Here is a 19,229-nt window from a genome sequence, read left to right as displayed (position 1 = left end):
CTCCCCCTTACTTATTTTCTTTACTAACCCTCTGACCATAAGTCTTGAACTTCTCAGCCATCAAAACCATCTCTTCATGAGGTAATATTACAGGCTCACCAATGGCCTTTGCCTTTGTATAAACCTCAGAGCAATACTCTATCTCTTCTAGGATATTGAAAGCGTTAAGAAGATCATTTGCACCTGTAAGGATTCCATGATTTGCCAATATAACCGCTTTTCTGTCCTTCATTGCTTCAAAAGCATTCTTTGCAAGTTCAGGGCTTCCGTATGTAGCATACTCTGCTACTCTTACATTCTCTCCTGCTACTGCAATCATATAATGAGTTGCAGGAAGTTCCTGTCTAAGACAACCCATAACAGTTGAATACATTGTATGAGCATGAATAACCGCATCGATATCATCTCTGTACTTATATGGCATGACATGCATTGCCCACTCTGATGAAGGAGTTCTGTTTCCCTCTATCACATTTCCGTCAACATCAATGATGACGATATCCTCAGGCTGTATCTCAAAGAAATCTATTCCTGAAGGAGTGATTGCCACATGTCCGTTCTTTCTGTCAAATATACTCAGGTTACCACCTGTACCTTTGGTAAGTCCTGCTTTTACAAGTTTCTTTCCGTACTCTATTAAAAGCAGTCTTTCCTTCTCCATCAACATAATATTTTTTCCCCTTTACTATCAGGAGGGCAAGCCCTCCTGTATTTAATTTTACTTATAAAGTGGACCATAGTAAGCACATGCTCTGTAGTCCTGTCCCTCTAAATCAGCTGTTCCAAATCCGTTAAATGAATGTGGTCTGAATATCCTCTCGTCCTCAATATTATGGAATGCTACAGGGATTCTAAGCATTGAAGCCAATGTAAGAAGTCTATCTCCTACATGTCCTTCTACTGTTGCACCGTGGTTTGCCCCCCACTTAGCCATAACATTGTATACTGAATCCGCAGCACCTACGCCAATCTTTGGTGCGAACCATGTTGTCGGCCATGTCTTGCTTGTTCTCTCATCAAGTATTCTATGTACATCATCATCAAGTACACATGTATGTCCTTCTATTACCTGAAGTGTAGGTCCTACACCTTCAACAATATTTACTCTTATCATGGTCACAGGCATTTCTGCAGCTGTCTTAAAGTGTGATGAGAAACCGCCACCTCTGAAGTACTCATAGTCGGCTCTACACCAATCAGTAGCCTCACAGCAAGCCTTAACATCTGCGTCTGTAAGATTCCACCACTCCTTCATAGTTCCGTTACCATTCTCATCCTTAGCTGCAGCACTTGCATCCAAACAGCTTGCACCTGAGTTGATAAGATGGATGATACCGTTCTTAGCATATCCGCTAAGCTCTTTACCACTAACTCTCTTTACTGCATCAGGTGACCAGTATGTTCTAACATCTGAGAATATTGGTGCCTTCCCTGTAGAAAGCCATCCAAACATCATAGCAATACCATTTAATGTGTCATTCTCTGTTGCGAATGGAGTTGGCATCTTCTTACCGTTCCAGTTAAAGCCTGAAGCCATAATAGCCTCTGTAAAGTCTGCGTTTGGAAGCCAGTCTGTCCACATTCTCTGTCCCTGGAATCCACCTGCAATACCATTTCTTCCAAGAGACTCCTCATGCCAGCCCATCTTGGCAAGCTTTGGATTTCCTTCAAGGATATCTCTTACTACCATTGCATGCTTTACGCAGAATTCCCACTGCTTGTCATCTTCTATATATCTTGATTTCTTGATTATCTCAGGGAAGTCCTTACCTGCATTGATATCCATACCCTCTTTGCAGTATTCCTTTACCCAAGCAAAGGCTCTTTCAAACTCTTCATGATCGTAAATACCAAGTGTAATTCTTCTGAGAACCTCTGTCATATCTACCCACTCAGTTCTCATTCCGAGATACTTCTGTAAGAAGTCTACGTTTACCACACTACCTGCAATACCCATAGATACTGAACCGATATTTACATATGACTGATTTTTCATTACACCTACAGCTACAGCACCTCTTGCAAAGTCTAAAATCTTCTTTGCAACATCTTCTGTAATAGTAGTGTCATCCTTATCCTGAACTTCTGTTCCATAGATTGAGAATGCCGGAAGTCCTCTCTGTGCATATGCAGCCATAACAGCTGCAAGATAAACTGCACCCGGTCTCTCTGTTCCATTGAATCCCCATACAGCTTTAATTGTGTTAGGATTCAGATCCATTGTCTCTGTTCCGTAGCACCAACAAGGTGTAACTGTAAGTGTTCCTATAACATTTTGATTTGCAAAAAACTCTTCACAAACAGCTGCTTCAGCACCGCCACCGATAGTTGTAGGTGATATTACCACCTCTACCTTTTCTCCATCAGGATATCTAAGGTTATCTTCTATAAGTTTAGCCGCTCTTTTTGCCATATTCATTGTCTGTTCTTCAAGGGACTCTCTAACGCCGCCCCATCTACCGTCAATTGTAGGTCTAATTCCTATCTTTGGATGATTCATATTCCCTCCTTATTATTTTGAATCTATTCTTTTTATCTCGCATGATCCTAAGATCAATTCAATACCTGTTTTTAAATCCTTCACTTCCTTCAAATGTAACAGAGAAAGAAGTATATTTCCAAGAGCTGAACTTTCATAAGGTCCTGCCTTTACATCCACACTCATCTTATTTGCTATCATAGATGTAAGTACACTTGACTTTGCTCCGCCCCCAATCATATGTATCTTCTTAAAGTTCTTATTTAAAATCTTTTCAATATCTGTTTTTACTTCCATATACTTTGCTACCATGCTCTCATAAATAACAGCAAAATAATCAAAGTCATCTTCCGGAACGTTTCCATTCTGATTCTTTATAAAATTATCAATTTCACTCTTTACATCAATGCTTTCTCTTGCAAATATTTCTGCATCCATATCTATAAGTGAAAGTTTCTTATCCAGCTTGTTTACATAATCACTGATTTCATCAAATGGAATCTTTCTTTCAAGTCTATTTTCAAGCTGCGCCTTGTACTTTTCCAAAAGGTAAAGTCCTGTAATATTCTTAAAAAACATTGGCTTTGAGTCAAATCCTAACTCATTTGTAAGATCATTCTCATATGCTTCTTCATTTATAATGCATTTATCTACTACACTACCTATAAGTGACCAAGTACCACAGCTTAAAAACATACTGTCTTCATCTAAGAAGCTGTCTGTCATAAGAAGTGCACTTGCGGTATCATGAGTACATACCGGTATAACATCTATATTCAACTCTCTTAATGCCTCTATCTTTGCATCCTTTGTATTCCCTACAGCCTCTGTAGCCTTAACTATTTCAGGTACAAGATTCTTATTCAGTTCAAGCTTTTCAAATATAGTATCTGAAACCTTTCTCTGACCCATATCATATAATCCGGTAGTAGACCAAATAGTCTCTTCACCTATTTTCTTACCTGTAAGCATATAGAAAATAAGATCAGGCATCATCAGCATCTTATCGGCTTTTTCATATATATCCGGATTTAGCTTCTTTAATGTAAGAAGTTGAAATATTGTGTTTATGGTCATTATCTGATTTCCACTATTTTTGAATATTTCAAGCTCACTTATCTTCGCCCTTGCCTCTTCTCTTCCCATTGCATACTTCTCATCTCTATAGGAGAATGGAGTATCTATAAGTTTTCCATCTTTATCAATAACCCCAAAGTCTACTCCCCAAGTATCAATACCTATACAGGAGACATCTTTGTTCTCAATAATCGTGTTTACTATTTTTTCTAAAATAGCATCAAAGTCCCAGTACAGTCTACCATTCCTCTCTTTTATACTGTGGGACATTCTCATAACCTCCTCTGTTATGAGTTTACCTCCATCTACATATCCAACTATACCTCTAATGGAAGTTGCTCCCATATCGAAAGCCAATACTTTTCTCATACCTCACCAACTTTCAATAATAAATTTGATAATATCTTAGACATATCTTATATGTATCTGTGAAAATAGAAATACAAAGCTTTTTCTAATCCCCGTTATGAAAATCCATTTATAAGACAAGTAAACTTTACTAATTTTCTTATAAATAATTCTATCATAATCGTAATTATTTTCATCGATTTTGTTTCTAATTTCATATCTCCGAAATATTACCGAAAATGTTTTTCATTAGAGACAATATAACATATTTAATAATAAAAATATATATATGGACATATTCTTGAATATTTTTTTTTATTTTATGATATAATGTTCATGTATGAATTTTTTTGTTCAACCCAATAGCTGCTTACCTTTTGGTATTGCTGCAAAATACAAGTAAGAGGATATTTATGGATTCGAATGGAAGAAAACAACAGATATTAGATGTTTTAAATAAGTGCAACGGTATCTCCAGTATAGATAGCTTGTGCCAGAGAATTTTCGCTTCACGCTCCACTGTCAGAAGAGATTTGATCGCACTTGAGGAAGAGGGTATTGTAAAGAGATCACATGGCTATGTCTCTATTATTGTGAAGTCCGCCAATGAAAGCCCTATTGGCATGAGGAGGATAGAAAACCTTGATAAAAAGCAACTTATTGCCAGTAAGACTGCTCCAATTTTAAAAGACGGTATGGTCTTATTCTTAGACTCATCATCCACTGTTTGCCAGTTGGCTCCACTACTTAAGCTGAGGCAAAATATTACCATAATAACCAATGGTATAAATATTGCAAATGAACTTTCAAATGCTCAGGATTTGAAATGTTTCCTCTGTCCCGGAGTCTTAAAGCATAAGAGTCTTTCCATAGTTGGGGAATTTGCTTCAAGTTTTATAAAAAATTTCAATGCTGAACTTGCAATAATTTCCTGTAAGGCAATAAGTACAAAGGGAATATTTGAAGGTGACGACTCTCAAGGTTTAGTTAAAAAGAGTATGATAGAAAATGCAAGCAAAACCATACTTCTCTGTGACAATACAAAGGAGGAAGCTGTAGGTTTCTTTAAGTTGTCAGATTTTTCTGATATTGATGCCTTGGTTTCAAATGGAAATTTTTCTCCGGATCTGGACGAAATATTAAAAAATAATATAGCAAAGATAATCTAAAAAGGCTGTTGCTTTAAGAACATAATATACCGTCTTATATAGTATAAAACGTTATGTAAGACGGTATTTGTCTTTACTGCGACAGCCCCTTAGCTTTATTTAAAATAATTTTCCCACTGTGTGGTTCCTAAGTATAGTATATGAAGATATCCTATAGCTGAACCTGACGACTTATTCGTTTGATTTGTGGACAGTTTTGCCACTCCTCCTACATTCCTAACCTCATAGCGTTTCATGCCCAGATCTCTTTCATCTTCTGTTTCATTTTGATCATCTGAATCACTAATATATACCGCTATAAGCTTTCCATTCAAATCATATTCAGCACCCCATAGAGTTACTATATGATTACTGTTTTTAAAAGCCTTATGAGATATACCTATCAAACCGGCTTCTCCCAGTACTTCTTTTAATTTATCACCTAAAGCTTCATAACTTCCACCATAAGTACGGTCTGTCAGCTTCTCTCCTTTAAACACATCATAGAAAAATCCACCTCTGCTATCAGGTGTTAAATCATCTCTTTCTATATTTGTACCTCCACCTGTCTTTGGAGTATATCCGTTTATAAACAGGTCCATCAAAAGGTCTGTATAAAATCCCTTCTCATTATTTCCAAATAACACCTTAAAGAGTTCGAATATAGCACTATTTTGCTGACTCTTAAAAGAATATTTCAGATCTGAGATCTTCCTATTTGCACGAATTATATCTCCATTCTTTACTATATATCTGTCAATATATTCAATATTTTGTTCAAACCACCAATGTAGCATATTGGATGAAACTGCCCCAAAGCAAAGATTTTTATCTACGTCTACATTGCCACCGGCTCTTGTCTTATTTACATCATACCATCCATCACCTGTAGTGAACGAAGTTTTATAATCTATATATGTATCTGAACCCGCATTTGTTATTTCTTTGTGAAAATCTCCACCCTCTCCCATAGTAGGTCCATTGATGCCCTTTGCCCAAATAATTGTTCTAATTTCTCCATCTTCATTCGTGTACTGTACCACATTATCATTTTTAACGGTAGTCAAAGAGGATTTTATTCTATTGGCCTTATCCTGATCACTCTCTACTATATTCTCTTCAGATTTGTTCTGCTGTTCAGTATTTTTATTCTTCTCAGAACTATTCGTAGTTTCTGTATTTTTATGTTCTTCTTCCTTTTGGATTTCGGCATTTGAAGCAGTAGCCGACTTTATATCACTATCATTTGTATTTGTCTGTGTATCTTTTGTTTTACTCAAATCATTTGAAGTGCTATCCGATACTTTGTTATCCTGTGTTGTATTAGTTTTTTCATCTTCATTTTCTTTATTCACAGTAGGTTTATTATAAGTATACTCACTTGTATTATTAGTCATTCCGGATTTGTTCTGACCACCTTCAGTAGTATTTACTTCATTTGAATTATTTTGTTCAGATTTTTGATCACCCTTTGTTTTTTCTACACTCTTAGTCTGATCTGCATTATTCACAGTCGAATTTTCTTCTACTATCAGGCTTTGATTTGAAGTATCATTATTATCGCCTTGATTTATGCCGGTTTTTCCACCAATACCCCCTATACTTGATCCACCTTTACCGGATTCTCCGCTTTTTCCCAAACCACCACCTTTACCGGAGCTTCCACCTCCACTTGATTTTTTACCTGTATTTAAAGAGCCTTGTAAAGTATTAACTGTAATTATTCCCTTGCCTGCTTCATAATATTCAACACCTTTTTCATTTGTCCATCTACCTGTAGCATCAATTCTATATCCATTCACTACAGTATTTACATACATTCTGCCAAGAGTAGATTTATCAATGTTTTCAAAATAATAGCAGTATCCGTCTATCCACTGCCATCCTGACAAAAGCATACCTTCATTAGAATTTTTAGAGCTGTCTAAAAAGTACCAATTATTTGTAGCATCCAAATGCCATCCTGTTTTTAAACTTCCATCCTCATTAAAAAAATACCATTTATTATTTAATTGCTGCCAGGCCTTTAAAGCTTTATCTTCTTTATAATATTTCCAATTATTACCCTCAAATTTCCATCCTTCAATACCTGCATAGGCATTAGATGAGATTATAGTTGCTGCTGCAAGTCCTAAAAAAACAGACTTACCGTTAAACTTTTTCATTGCATTACCCTTTCATTACTCAACATTACACAAAAAATCAGCCAATATAAATATGACTGAATTTTTGTAAACATATAATACTGCTTATTTTTATAAATATCTATTATTTATATGATATAACATTCCATATTTCTTTAGGTTCAAGTCCCAACTTCCATACTGCTACACCTGCAAGATCTTCTTCCTTTATTGCATCCATCTTAAGTTTCATAGAGCGTTCATCTTCTAGCCATATGTATTTTCTAGCACTTCCTATAGTTGTTTGACCTGTATACTGTCCTACTTCATCATCCCAAGTAAGTTCAATATTGTTTTCTTTAACCCAATTTGCAGCCGCACTCATTCCAAGTGCACTTGATGATACTTTACTATTCTCCTTTGTCCAAACTCTTGTATATACAGGTACTGCATTTATAAGTTTCTCCTTTGGTACCTCTACTAAGCTATCTGTTATAGAGTTCTTTACAAAATTTATAGATGCACTGCTGCCCTCATCAGACCCACTATAATGCTCATCATATCCCATATTTATAACATAATCCACCACTTCTGCCAATTCATCTCTTTCATAGTACATATTATAAGAAGCCGGTATTGGTACATCTACGCTTAATACTACTCCACTATTTCTACATGAAACTGAAAGTTCTCTCATAAACTGAATAAAATGAGGTGCATTGTCTTGAGTCAGTGATTCAAAGTCTATATTTATTCCGTCAAAATCATACTTCTCTACATCACTCATCAAATTGGCGATAAGGTTTTTCCTGTTTTCTGAGGAAGATAAAATCTTTAAAGTACTTATCTCTGTGCTGAAATTGTCAATAAGAGGCCATACCTTCAAGCCTTTTTTATGTGCTGCATCTACATAGTCCTTACTTGCTATAGAAGTATAATTTCCCTTATTATCTGATAGCTTAAACCAGGTAGGGGATATAACATTCAATCCGCTTGTATTTGCTACAACCTTATCCATTCCGCTATTTGCTGCACTTGTTGTAACCTGATGCCAGCCCAGCACTACCTTCTCATCCATAGAAATGGAAGTGTAATCCGGCTTTATAAAATTGCTTACTCTCTCGGCTTCCAATATGTTCTTCAAATGATTTTTTTTTACATATCCAAGCACACCATTCTGTGTCAGCACTCTGCACCACTTATCCTTTTGCTCAACTACAACTACATTCTCATCATTATCAAGTTCCACATTTTCTATACTTGCCGACCAATTACTTGCATCTACTCTAAGTCCTGTCTTTGACTTTATACTTGCCTGCTCATATTTTCCGAATTTATCATTAATGTATATTTTTTTAATATCTCCATCAGTATAGGTTTCCACCCAAATATCTGTATATACCTTTATAGTTTCTATAGACAAATACGCCTTATCTTCGTTTTCTATTAAAAGAGGCTTCCCATTATTATCTACATTTTCAAAATTTGCATATACTATCTCTGTAGGTAGAGCATATGATAAAAGCTTTTCATTATCACTGTAATAAAACTTATCATTAATTATTGCTCTAGTCCAATTCAAAGGGATATATACAACTCCATCTTTATATATTGCTTTAGCTTTTTGCAAAGAATAATTATATACAAGTGCTACTTCATCATCCTTCACCTGGTATATATCATACTCTGAAATTTTTTCTGTCGATCCGATAATATCTTTTATTTCTCTTGGTATAAATATAGCTCCAAATATTATACATATTACTATTAAAATTCCTATTATAACTTTCCTTTTCACTTTTCCTCCACATCAAAATAATTTATTGTAAAGTTTTTACCATTATAAATTATAAATATGTATAAACATTTAAGACTCTATTTTTATACTCATAATTTTATTACTCTACAAATCATTCTATACGCATGCCAAAAAACTGTCAAAATATTTTTCTATTCTGACAGTTTAACTTACACGGCTTTCTATTTATCAATATGTTTAGTATCAATGGACGGCTACCTAGTAAGCCTTAACTGTGACACTTCTTCATTGACACTTTTTATAAAATTTAGATTTTATACATATACACAGACGGTTTTATAAAATATATTAAAAACCGAACTATATACAACTTATCTATTCACTACAACCTGTGTGGGCTTTGCATTATAACAGTATTCTAATATATTTTTATATGTGTAAAATCATTTTGGGGTTTTTCTAGTGTGATATAACTTAGAATACTATGATTTACTGTTCTATAGATTGACAGATAGATATCATAGTCTTGTACATTAGATATTTTTGAATCTTAACTTTTATATTGGGGACTTTTAATAAAAGTAGTTTGTAGCTTTCTCCTTTCTCCGTCTTAAATTCAATTATAAATGCCACATATAAAGTCTGCAAGATAGAATTGGCGTTCGGTCGGTATATGGCAAGATGTATTGTGTGAAATCAAAATAAAAAAGAGCCGAATATCGACTCTCTTTTATTACATTTAAACTCCCTGATATGAACCAAATATAAATGCTTTTTTAGGCTCAAGTGCTAACATCAATAAATTACCCAGCAAACCTACTGCAAGCACTTCTCCAACTCCTACTGTAAGCATCATATATGGTATCAAATCTGTTAAACCATAAGCGAACTTTAATACAAATGGAATTATGATTGCATTTGCAAGTATCGGTGGTACACATACCAACCACTTTGAAACATTTCTAATTCTATAACTTAGTATTGCACCTATAAGTGTAGCCAATGTTCCAAATATTATATCAGGAAGAGCTGCTCCACCAAGTATATTTGCCAAAAGACAACCTATACTTACTCCCGGTACTGCTGCCACTGTAAAAAATGGCAAAATACAAAGTGCCTCAGAAATTCTGAACTGAATAGCACCAAAACTTATAGGGGCAAATGCAAGTGTAAGCACTACATATACTGCTGCTATAACTGCACCCTGTGCCATCATCTTAGTCGTAATATTTTTCATATTTTCTCCTTTAGTTTTGTTTTAGGTGAGGAAGGTTTCGAACTCACCAAGTACGCTAGATACTTTACGTTATTTTAGGAAATAAATCAAGTGTTTTCTTAGTATAATTATGTTTTATACTATAAACATGCCTTATAGATTTCAACTATATCCTCATTGGTAAGTGCTACAAATGCATCTTTTAAGTATCCGTCTGCATTTGCATGTGCTGCCATGGCTTCGAAATGTTTATCATCAATGCCAAGCTCAGTCAATGTCATCGGAATACCTGTTTCTTTAAAATAATTCTCAAGTGCATCTATTCCGGCAAATGCAAGTTTTCTCTCATCATCTCCACTAAGTCCCATTACATTCTTTGCAAATTTTACAAATCTCTCCATGGCACTTGCATCTTTACCTAGGATATGGCGCATCCATCTAATAGTCAAAATAGCAAGTCCTACACCATGAGTGATGTCATAATAAGCTGAAAGCTCATGTTCCATAGCATGACATGGCCATCCTGTACCCTGCTTTCCATATTCAGGTATACCTGAGCAAGCCACTGAAGAATCTGCCATAAGATTTGCTCTTGCCGCATAATTTGTAGGATCTTTAAGTGCAATCTTACAGTTTTTCATAACCGATTTTAATATAGTCTCTGCTATACCGTCTGATAAATCACCATCCATAGTTCTTGAAAAATATCCTTCAAATATATGGCTCATAATGTCAGCACTGCCTGCCGCTGTTTGATAAGGAGATACACTGAATGTATAAGTCGGATCACATATGCTTACTGAAGGATAGGTATATACTGCACCTAATTTTTCATTTGTATCAAGGTTTGATATTACACCACCGGCATCAAATTCTGAACCTGTCGCACTGAGTGTAAGTATATCTACAAGTGGAAGTGCTTTCGATCTTCTAAAGCTGGTTTTTACCATCTCCCAGAGATCATCTCCCGCATAGTAGCGGCCTACTGCTATTGCTTTTGCACAGTCAATAGTACTTCCACCACCTACTGCCAAAATCACATCAATATTATGCTCTTTACAAAGTTCTACACCACGTTTTACTGAAGTTATTCTAGGATTTGGCTCTATACCGTCACATTCAGTAATATTGAAGTCGTTTTCTTTTAAAATCTTTATCACTTCATCATAAAGACCTATTTTCTTGATTGAACCGCCACCATAGACTAACAAAACATTTTTGCCAAAAGGCTCCAATGATTTTGCCAGTCTTTTGATCTGCCCCTCACCGAAGTATAATTTGGTAGGAATGTCATGTTTGAAACTTAACATATTGCACCTCCACTTTTTCGCCATATTTTACCATGGATTTTATTTTCACATCTATTATCGTGCCGTCCTTATTTTAATACAATACCCAATACATCTTCAACCTTTTTCACAGGAATTATTTCAAGTTCATTCAAAACTTCCTCTGCCACTTCCTTCAGATCGTCCTTATTATCTTCCGGTATAAATACTTTCTTTATTCCTGCTCTGGCAGCTGCCATAAGCTTTTCCGGCAAACCACCTATAGGCATTACATTTCCACGAAGTGAAACTTCTCCTGTCATAGCATACTTCGGAGAAACAGGAATATTATTTACAAGAGAAGACAATGCTGTAGTCATAGTAATACCTGCACTTGGTCCATCCTTCGGCACTGCTCCTGCCGGCACATGGATATGAATATCATTATTTTCAAACACTTCATAGCTTTCCGGATACATAGACTTTACAAGACTGATTGCAATATCCACACTCTCTTTCATTACATCTCCAAGCTGACCTGTGATTTTTATCTTACCCTTACCCTTTGTCAGCATTGTCTCTATAAATAATATCTCTCCGCCTACAGCAGTCCATGCAAGACCCGTAACCACTCCTGCCTGTTTTTTCTCTAATATGCTCTCATGTTTTATAGGTCTTTGATCCAAATATTCCGACAAATCATCCGGCTTTACATCTATCAGTTCTTTATGATTTTTTACAAGTTCTACCGCTGCATATCTGCAAAGTGAGCTTATTTGTTTCTTCAGTCCACGCACTCCGGCTTCCATTGTATAACTGTTTATAATTGCTTTTATAGTTTCATCTTCTATTATGAGATTATCTTCACCAATTCCCGCCTTTTTCTTTGCTTTAGGTATCAAATGATCCTTTGCAATAGAGAACTTTTCAAGTGCAGTATATCCTGTAAATCTTATAACTTCCATTCTATCAAGAAGTGGCCCCGGTATAGTATCAAGTGAATTTGCTGTACATACAAAGAGTACATCAGACAAATCATATGGTACATTCATATAGTGATCTGTGAAAGTATTGTTTTGCTCAGGATCAAGTACCTCAAGTAAAGCACTTGCAGGATCACCATTATATGATGAGGCAAGCTTATCTATCTCATCCAAAACCATTACAGGATTTGAGGTACCTGCCTTTTTAATGCCGTCCATTATTCTTCCCGGCATAGCTCCTATATAAGTTCTTCTATGACCTCTGATATCGGCTTCATCTCTGATGCCTCCCAGTGATATACGCACATATTCTCTACCAAGTGCTTCCGCAATACTCTTTCCTATACTCGTCTTACCTGTACCGGGAGCACCTATAAAAAGAAGTATTGAACCACTTTGCTTTTTATTTAAAGACATTACTGCAAGTTGCTCAATTATTCTCTTTTTTACTTTTTTGAGTCCATAATGCTCTCTATCGAGGACCTCCATTGCATTATCAAGCTCTATATCCTTGGGTTCTTCTTTTTTCCACTGTAGTGAAGTTACAAAATCCAGATAATTGTAAAGTAGTCCATACTCATGGCTGTCCTTACCCTCCTGTTTCATTCGGTTAAGTACATTATCTGCTTCCTTTCTGGCAATCTCATTCATCCCTGAATTTTCTATTTTTTCTTCAAACTTTCTTACTTCAGAGATATTTTCAGGATGCATCTCATCCAAAGATTTTTGTAGAAAACTTATCTGTTTTTTTATTGCATCTTCCCTATATGCCTTCTCATGAAGCTCCTTTTGTGCCTTCTTTGCTTCCTCACTTACCTCATTTATAGCCATAAACTCTCTGGCATACTGTTCTATAAGTTCTGCCCTTGCCTTTGTAGAATCCTCTGCAAGTACTGAATATTTCTCCTCCGGAGTGATATTCATAAATGGTGACAGACCTACCATTACCTCATTCATATTCTTCCAAGCAAGTACATATCCCCTTGCCATAAGTCCCCATTGAAACTTAGTAACATAGTTTAGCAATTCGTCTCTAAGTCCTACAAGCATTTCACTTGCACTTTGTGGATCAAGATCATCTATCTCAGGTCTCTGCACTCCCACAACATTTTGAGTTTCAAAATCTATATATTCAATATTTATTCTATTGAATGCCTCCAGATTTGCACCGCCCTCATCATCCACAGACAGTACTTGCCCTGCAACTGCTATTGGGTATATATCTTCCATTGTAATATCTGTATCTTTCGGCTCTCTTAAATAAAGAAATGTTACTTTTTCACCTATAGAGATCTTACTTACCCCTGCCTCCTGTAAATACTCTTTTCTAAAATATATTTTTGACCCCGGTAAAACTACCGTATTATATGTAGGTATTAAAATCATACGCCCTCCTTTGTTAGCACTTATTGTAAAAGAGTGCTAAAGACTATTTGTAAAAGAGAGGTTGAAACAATGGCTTGCTTTCAACCTCCCCATCTACATGGATTACAGTATATCACTGGCACTCTTACCCGTCAAGTGATAATTAAATTTTATAAAATTAAATAAGTATAATAGTTTTATTTTTGCTTTACCTTGATTATCTTCCGGTATGTAGTGTATACTTCTACACTACATACTTTTAATCGCCTTTGTCAAACTATCAAGTGCCATCTTCAAATATTCTCTTGGACATGCTATATTAAATCTCTCAAATCCCTCTCCGTCTACTCCAAACATAGCACCTGAATCTATCCAAAGCTTTGCCTTATTTACTATGAGATCCTCTCTCTCTTCTTCAGTCAGACCAAGCTCTCTAAGGTCTACCCATACAAGGTATGTGCCTTCCGGCTCTATAAGTTTTACCTGTGGAATATTCTCTTTCAAATAATCTCTAAGAAAATCAAGGTTTCCCTTTATATATCCTCTTACAGCATCCAACCATTCCTGTCCTGACTCATAAGCTGCTCTTGCAGCTACAAGCCCCATCGTATTCATCTGTGAATATCCTGATTTTACTATCTCATTTTTAAAAGCGTCTCTAAGCTTCTTATTTTCTATAAAAATATTTGAAACTTGAAGCCCGGCTATATTAAAGCTCTTACTTGGTGCTGTAGCAATTACAGCATTTGCAGCATATTCATCTCCCAATGAAGCGAATACTGTATGCTTATTTCCGGGATATACAAAATCGGCATGTATTTCATCACTGAAGATAACCACATTATGCTTTATACATATATCACCTATTCTTTTTAGCTCATCCTTACTCCAAACCCTACCTACAGGATTATGTGGAGAGCAAAGTATAAAAAGTTTTACCTGATTTTCTACTATCTTCTTTTCAAACTCTTCAAAGTTCATCTCATATCTACCGTCTTTTATTACAAGCGGCGAGTTGATAAGCTTTCTGTTATTGCTAAGTATCATCTCACTGAAAGGATAGTATACAGGCTGCTGTATAATAACACCTTCACCCTCTTTTGAGAATGCCTTTACAGCCATTGCTATAGCATATACTACTCCGGGTGTCTTGACTAAACTTCCATCTTTTGGTTCCCAAGAAAAATTTTTTACAAACCAGTTTTTTACTACTTCAAAATAATCTGACTGCACTTCAGTATACCCATAGATTCCATGGTCTACTCTTTTTTGCAAGGCATCTGTAATAGGCTGTGCAACCGGAAAATCCATATCCGCAACCCAGAGTGAAAGCTCATCACCATTTTTACCTCTTAGCTTTGCACAGTCAAACTTCAAACTATCAGTACCTTTTCTATCTATAATCTTATCAAAATCGTACATATATCTCCTTATTATGCCAATGCTCTCTCCAAATCCTTTATTAGATCATCCACATTTTCTATTCCAACTGAAAGTCTTAGAAATGTATCTGTTATTCCAAGTCTTTCTCTTACCTCCACGGCTACATCCGCATGTGTCTGTATCATAGGAAAGGTAATCAAGGACTCTACACCACCAAGGCTCTCTGCATACTTTATTATTTCCAGCTTTTCAAATGCATCTCTTGCAGTTTTGGCAGTATCAGTTGTAAAGGCTATCATACCTCCAAATCCTCTTGACTGGGCTTTGTTTATATCATGTCCGGGATGTTCCGGCAGTCCTACATAGTACACATTTGTAATCTTTTTATTTGTCTTTAGGAAATTTGCAATCTTTAATGCATTTTCCTGTATTCTGTCCATTCTTATTGCCAATGTCTTCAGTCCTCTAAGAGTTAAGAAGCTGTCAAATGGTGAAAGACTTGGACCAATAGTCTTATACATAAATCTGATTTTTTCGGATAATTCCTCATTTGCAGTACATACAAATCCTGCCAAAGTATCATTGTGACCTGCAATATATTTTGTACCGCTGTGAATAACAATATCTGCACCAAGCTTTATCGGATTTTGGAAATACGGACTTAAAAATGTATTGTCAACGATCAATAAGAGATTATTCTCCCTTGCAATCTTTGCGATTTCTCTTATATCTGTAACAAGCATTGTAGGATTGCTTGGTGTTTCAATAAATATAGCCTTTGTATTTTCATTTATCGCATTCAAAACATTCTCAGGCTTTGTTGTATTCACATAGCTAAATTTTCTGCCTCTTTCCACTCCCAAAGTATTAAAGAGTCTTGTACTTCCACCATATATATCTTCCTGAGATATGATATGATCACCTGCATTAAAAAGCTCAAGCACCAAAGAGCAGGCAGCCATACCTGTAGAAGTTGCCACTGTATCATAAGCCCCTTCCAATGCACTGATGCAATCCTCCAGCTCTGTTCTTGTAGGATTTGATTGACGAGAGTAATCATATCCTGTACTTTCACCTACTCCCGGGTGAGAGAAGGTAGCCGTCTGGAATATCGGCACTGTCATTGCACCATATGCATGGGCCTTCTTATCTTCATTCAAACTATGTACACATAATGTTTCAATATTCATAAATTCACCTGACTTTTCTTAAAAACTATTACTAACAATAGAAAACATTTTACAAGCTCATATTTTCTTGGTCAATAAGATGTTTTCTTGCTCTGGTTATAAGAAAAGCCTATATCAATGAATTTATAAATTGTACTTGTTCTTATAGGCAATAATTGCAGCCACTGTTTTTGAATCTTTCAATTCTCCCTTATAAATCAAATCTACAAGTTCCTCTAGCTCCCACTCTTCTATGTCAATGCTCTCATCCTCATCCAAATGCTGCTCACTCTTAATAAGATTTCTTGCAACAAAGATATCTATCTCTTCATCACCGAAAGCTACCATAGTATCAATTCTTATCAAGAACTCCAAATCATCCGGAGAAGCTACCTTGTAACCTGTTTCTTCTTCGAGTTCTCTAAAAGCACATATTCTTCTTGGCTCATCCTTAGAGTCTACCTTACCTGCCGGAAGCTCCAGAGTATATCTGTCCAATGCATTTCTGTACTGACGCACCAGGAGTATCTTACCATTATTAAGTATCGGTACTACTGCCGCTGCACCATTATGCTGTATATAATCCCATATAGATCTTTTGTCATTAATCAGTACATGGTCTTTATACACCTTTACTATTGTACCTTCATATGCCAGTTCTCTTTTTTCTCTAATTATTTTTTCCATATTTTCTCCTTGCCTGACTTTACTATGGAAGCCACATTATTTAAAAACTCAATTATTTTATCCAAACCATCATTTGAATAATCAAAATAATGGTCCTTCTTCTTATCATCCTCTGTACGGTCAAAACTAAAGGGCTCAGGCCATACTGTAAGTTTTAGCTTTGCCTCGCCCCTCTTATCCTTCGGCGTAAAATTTACCTTTTCCAGAGGATCTCTCCCCAGCCTAAATCTTAAACCGTCTAGACTCCCTGTAAAATATTGACCATAATCATAATATCCTATATTTAACAAGTCACCTTTTTTTAACATATAAACATTTCTCTTAAATCATCTACATTCTTTATAATGTAATTCGCTCCTTCAAGCTCTTCTATTCCACCATAGCCATAGAGGACTCCGATACTCTTTAGCCCTGTATTCGTAGCACCCACTATATCATGGCTCTTATCACCTATCATTATAGCATAATCTCTGTCCATTATTTTGTTTGTTTCCAATACATATTCAATCACAGCAGTCTTTGTGGCCCTCTTGGTATTAAAATCTCCATCTGCACCACCTACATATGTAAAATACTTATCAAGTCCAAAATGTTCTATTACTCTTCTTGCCTCCTTTTCAGGCTTTGAAGTAGCTACATAGAGATTATATTTTTTTGATAAGCCCTCTAACATCTCTTCTATTCCGCTATAAAGTTCACACTCAAATATACCTACTGACTTGTAGTACTTATGGAATACAGCTAATGCTTCCTCATACTGTTCCAGACTGAGACCATAAAATTTTGTATAACTTTCAACCATTGGAGGGCCTACAAACTTTTTCAATTCCTCAAGGTCCTCATATATTCCAAAATGCTCTAATGACTTTTGCACTCCCTTTGTAATCCCAAGGTCCGACCTTACTATAGTACCATCCAAATCAAATAAAATATGCTTTTGCTTCATTCCTACTGCTCCTTGGCTACAGCCTGTTTTAATTTTAATCCGACCTTTTCTATTCTTGCATGGTCCATTTTCTTTACTGTCAATATTATATTGTCAAATGTAATGACCTCACCTTCTATTGGAAGTCGTCCTAACTTTTCCATAATTATTCCGCCAATAGACTCATACTCCTCAGAGCTTAATTCAAGCCCAATTCTCTCATTTACATCATCCAAATTTGTAGAACCGTCTATGATATACTCACTTTCAGAAATCTTTGTAATACCCTCGTCATCATCTGCATCAAATTCATCCCTTATCTCTCCGACTATTTCCTCAAGCATATCCTCCAATGTTATAAGCCCTGCTGTTATACCATACTCATCTAACACTATAACTATATTTGCACCGGTCTTTCTCATATCCATCATAAGTGAAGATGTCTTTTTATACTCAAATGTATAAAGTGGCTCTCTGAGATGTTCCTTTACAGAAAAATTTTCTTTATCTTCTATCAAAAGGAAATCTTTTACATTCAATATACCTATAACATTGTCAGGACTATCTTCATACACCGGTATTCTGGTATATCTTTCTTCTCTAAAAATATTCAAAATTTCATCATAGCATGAGTCTACAGAAACCATTACCATATCTACTCTCGGCACCATAATATCACCTGCAACAGTATCTCCAAAGTCCACCACATTTACTATCATCTTTTTCTCTTCGTTTTCAATGACTCCGTCCTCATGGCTGACTTCTACCATTGCCCTAAGTTCATCCTCAGTTACCATATTATTGTCATCACTATTTTTACTAAAAATAGAAATAACAAGTCCTGACACCTTATTCACTATATAAATAAAAGGCGTCAAAACAATTACAAGAATTGAGATGATTCCAATATATTTTAATGCCATGTCTTCGGCATTTTTTGATGCTACATTTTTGGGAGTAATTTCACCAAAAACCAATATAAGAAATGTCAGAATACCTGTCGCAACGCTCACCAGGCTACTGCCAAAAAGCTTTAATGTAAGTGTTGTAGAAATTGATGATGCTGACAGATTAACTATATTATTTCCTATTAATATTGCGGAAAGCATCTTATCTGTATTTGCCGTTATATCCAGTACCTTTGTTGCTCTCTTATCTCCGGCTTCAGCCATGTTTCTTATCTTCAATTTATTTGAAGTCATCAGTGCCGTTTCTGCAGACGAGAAAAAAGCTGACGCAGATAATAGCACTAGTAATATGACCAGCTGTAATATGTCACTTGTTTCCAAAATAACTCCT

At 35.8% G+C, this 19,229-nt stretch carries 15 protein-coding genes; 1 reads left to right on the top strand and 14 read right to left on the bottom strand.

Features of this window, described 5'->3' with window-relative positions; translation table 11 throughout:
* Positions 1–7 precede the first annotated feature (7 nt).
* From D4A81_RS01695 to D4A81_RS01685, 3 genes are read right to left on the bottom strand one after another with little or no spacing between them, the layout of a single operon-like run.
* A complete protein-coding gene (locus D4A81_RS01695; protein ID WP_111523923.1) occupies positions 8–667 on the bottom strand; it encodes an L-fuculose-phosphate aldolase in 660 nt (219 codons plus the stop codon).
* 51 nt (positions 668–718) lie between these two features.
* Complete coding sequence (locus tag D4A81_RS01690) at positions 719–2,500, bottom strand: L-fucose isomerase (protein ID WP_111523922.1); 1,782 nt, start codon at positions 2,498–2,500, stop codon at positions 719–721.
* Between the two features lie 12 nt (positions 2,501–2,512).
* The gene (locus tag D4A81_RS01685; protein WP_111523921.1) at positions 2,513–3,925 is read right to left on the bottom strand and encodes a rhamnulokinase; all 1,413 of its coding nucleotides are present in this window, start codon (positions 3,923–3,925) and stop codon (positions 2,513–2,515) included.
* A gap of 392 nt (positions 3,926–4,317) precedes the next feature.
* Between D4A81_RS01685 and D4A81_RS01680 the strand changes: the two genes are divergently transcribed.
* Positions 4,318–5,073: a DeoR/GlpR family DNA-binding transcription regulator gene (locus tag D4A81_RS01680; protein WP_111523920.1), complete on the top strand. Its 756-nt coding sequence runs from the start codon at positions 4,318–4,320 to the stop codon at positions 5,071–5,073.
* A gap of 95 nt (positions 5,074–5,168) precedes the next feature.
* Here the strand turns inward: D4A81_RS01680 and D4A81_RS01675 are convergent, their stop codons facing one another.
* The 11 genes from D4A81_RS01675 to D4A81_RS01625 all read right to left on the bottom strand — a co-directional run bounded on the left by D4A81_RS01675 (position 5,169) and on the right by D4A81_RS01625 (position 19,219).
* A complete protein-coding gene (locus D4A81_RS01675) occupies positions 5,169–7,217 on the bottom strand; it encodes an IdeS/Mac family cysteine endopeptidase (protein WP_111523919.1) in 2,049 nt (682 codons plus the stop codon).
* A 103-nt stretch (positions 7,218–7,320) separates the two neighbouring features.
* Positions 7,321–8,973, bottom strand: coding sequence for a glycosyl hydrolase family 18 protein (locus D4A81_RS01670; protein ID WP_111523918.1), 1,653 nt, complete (start codon positions 8,971–8,973; stop codon positions 7,321–7,323).
* A 700-nt stretch (positions 8,974–9,673) separates the two neighbouring features.
* Positions 9,674–10,171 carry a QueT transporter family protein gene (locus tag D4A81_RS01665; protein ID WP_111523917.1) on the bottom strand — a complete coding sequence of 166 codons (498 nt, stop codon included), beginning with the start codon at positions 10,169–10,171 and terminating at the stop codon, positions 9,674–9,676.
* A 119-nt stretch (positions 10,172–10,290) separates the two neighbouring features.
* Complete coding sequence (locus tag D4A81_RS01660) at positions 10,291–11,460, bottom strand: iron-containing alcohol dehydrogenase (protein ID WP_111523916.1); 1,170 nt, start codon at positions 11,458–11,460, stop codon at positions 10,291–10,293.
* Between the two features lie 68 nt (positions 11,461–11,528).
* Positions 11,529–13,787: an endopeptidase La gene (gene lon / locus D4A81_RS01655; protein WP_111523915.1), complete on the bottom strand. Its 2,259-nt coding sequence runs from the start codon at positions 13,785–13,787 to the stop codon at positions 11,529–11,531.
* Positions 13,788–14,015: 228 nt separating this feature from the next.
* Positions 14,016–15,188: a MalY/PatB family protein gene (locus D4A81_RS01650; RefSeq protein ID WP_111523914.1), complete on the bottom strand. Its 1,173-nt coding sequence runs from the start codon at positions 15,186–15,188 to the stop codon at positions 14,016–14,018.
* Positions 15,189–15,199: 11 nt separating this feature from the next.
* Positions 15,200–16,339, bottom strand: coding sequence for a trans-sulfuration enzyme family protein (locus tag D4A81_RS01645; protein ID WP_111523913.1), 1,140 nt, complete (start codon positions 16,337–16,339; stop codon positions 15,200–15,202).
* Between the two features lie 123 nt (positions 16,340–16,462).
* A complete protein-coding gene (locus D4A81_RS01640; protein ID WP_111523912.1) occupies positions 16,463–17,005 on the bottom strand; it encodes an NUDIX hydrolase in 543 nt (180 codons plus the stop codon).
* Positions 16,993–17,313 (bottom strand): hypothetical protein, encoded by a 321-nt coding sequence (locus D4A81_RS01635; RefSeq protein WP_111523911.1) that lies wholly within the window; start codon positions 17,311–17,313, stop codon positions 16,993–16,995. The genes D4A81_RS01640 and D4A81_RS01635 overlap by 13 nt, the downstream gene beginning before the upstream one ends.
* Positions 17,307–17,951 carry an HAD hydrolase-like protein gene (locus D4A81_RS01630; RefSeq protein WP_111523910.1) on the bottom strand — a complete coding sequence of 215 codons (645 nt, stop codon included), beginning with the start codon at positions 17,949–17,951 and terminating at the stop codon, positions 17,307–17,309. The genes D4A81_RS01635 and D4A81_RS01630 overlap by 7 nt, the downstream gene beginning before the upstream one ends.
* 2 nt (positions 17,952–17,953) lie before the next feature.
* Positions 17,954–19,219, bottom strand: a complete 1,266-nt coding sequence (locus D4A81_RS01625; protein WP_111523909.1) for an HlyC/CorC family transporter — start codon at positions 19,217–19,219, stop codon at positions 17,954–17,956.
* Positions 19,220–19,229: the final 10 nt, after the last annotated feature.

This window comes from Lachnoanaerobaculum umeaense, from assembly GCF_003589745.1.
In the GTDB taxonomy this organism is placed as follows: Bacteria; Bacillota; Clostridia; order Lachnospirales; family Lachnospiraceae; genus Lachnoanaerobaculum; species Lachnoanaerobaculum umeaense.
This window is presented reverse-complemented; position numbering and strand designations above follow the sequence as displayed.

Excerpts from the sequence above, each read along its gene's own strand:
- D4A81_RS01640 (WP_111523912.1), bottom strand. The coding sequence starts at position 17,005 with ATGGAAAAAATAATTAGAGAAAAAAGAGAACTGGCATATGAAGGTACA.
- D4A81_RS01630 (WP_111523910.1), bottom strand. The coding sequence starts at position 17,951 with ATGAAGCAAAAGCATATTTTATTTGATTTGGATGGTACTATAGTAAGG.
- D4A81_RS01695 (WP_111523923.1), bottom strand. The coding sequence starts at position 667 with ATGTTGATGGAGAAGGAAAGACTGCTTTTAATAGAGTACGGAAAGAAA.
- D4A81_RS01680 (WP_111523920.1), top strand. The coding sequence starts at position 4,318 with ATGGATTCGAATGGAAGAAAACAACAGATATTAGATGTTTTAAATAAG.
- D4A81_RS01690 (WP_111523922.1), bottom strand. The coding sequence starts at position 2,500 with ATGAATCATCCAAAGATAGGAATTAGACCTACAATTGACGGTAGATGG.
- lon (WP_111523915.1), bottom strand. The coding sequence starts at position 13,787 with ATGATTTTAATACCTACATATAATACGGTAGTTTTACCGGGGTCAAAA.
- D4A81_RS01685 (WP_111523921.1), bottom strand. The coding sequence starts at position 3,925 with ATGAGAAAAGTATTGGCTTTCGATATGGGAGCAACTTCCATTAGAGGT.
- D4A81_RS01660 (WP_111523916.1), bottom strand. The coding sequence starts at position 11,460 with ATGTTAAGTTTCAAACATGACATTCCTACCAAATTATACTTCGGTGAG.
- D4A81_RS01635 (WP_111523911.1), bottom strand. The coding sequence starts at position 17,313 with ATGTTAAAAAAAGGTGACTTGTTAAATATAGGATATTATGATTATGGT.
- D4A81_RS01665 (WP_111523917.1), bottom strand. The coding sequence starts at position 10,171 with ATGAAAAATATTACGACTAAGATGATGGCACAGGGTGCAGTTATAGCA.
- D4A81_RS01645 (WP_111523913.1), bottom strand. The coding sequence starts at position 16,339 with ATGAATATTGAAACATTATGTGTACATAGTTTGAATGAAGATAAGAAG.
- D4A81_RS01675 (WP_111523919.1), bottom strand. The coding sequence starts at position 7,217 with ATGAAAAAGTTTAACGGTAAGTCTGTTTTTTTAGGACTTGCAGCAGCA.
- D4A81_RS01650 (WP_111523914.1), bottom strand. The coding sequence starts at position 15,188 with ATGTACGATTTTGATAAGATTATAGATAGAAAAGGTACTGATAGTTTG.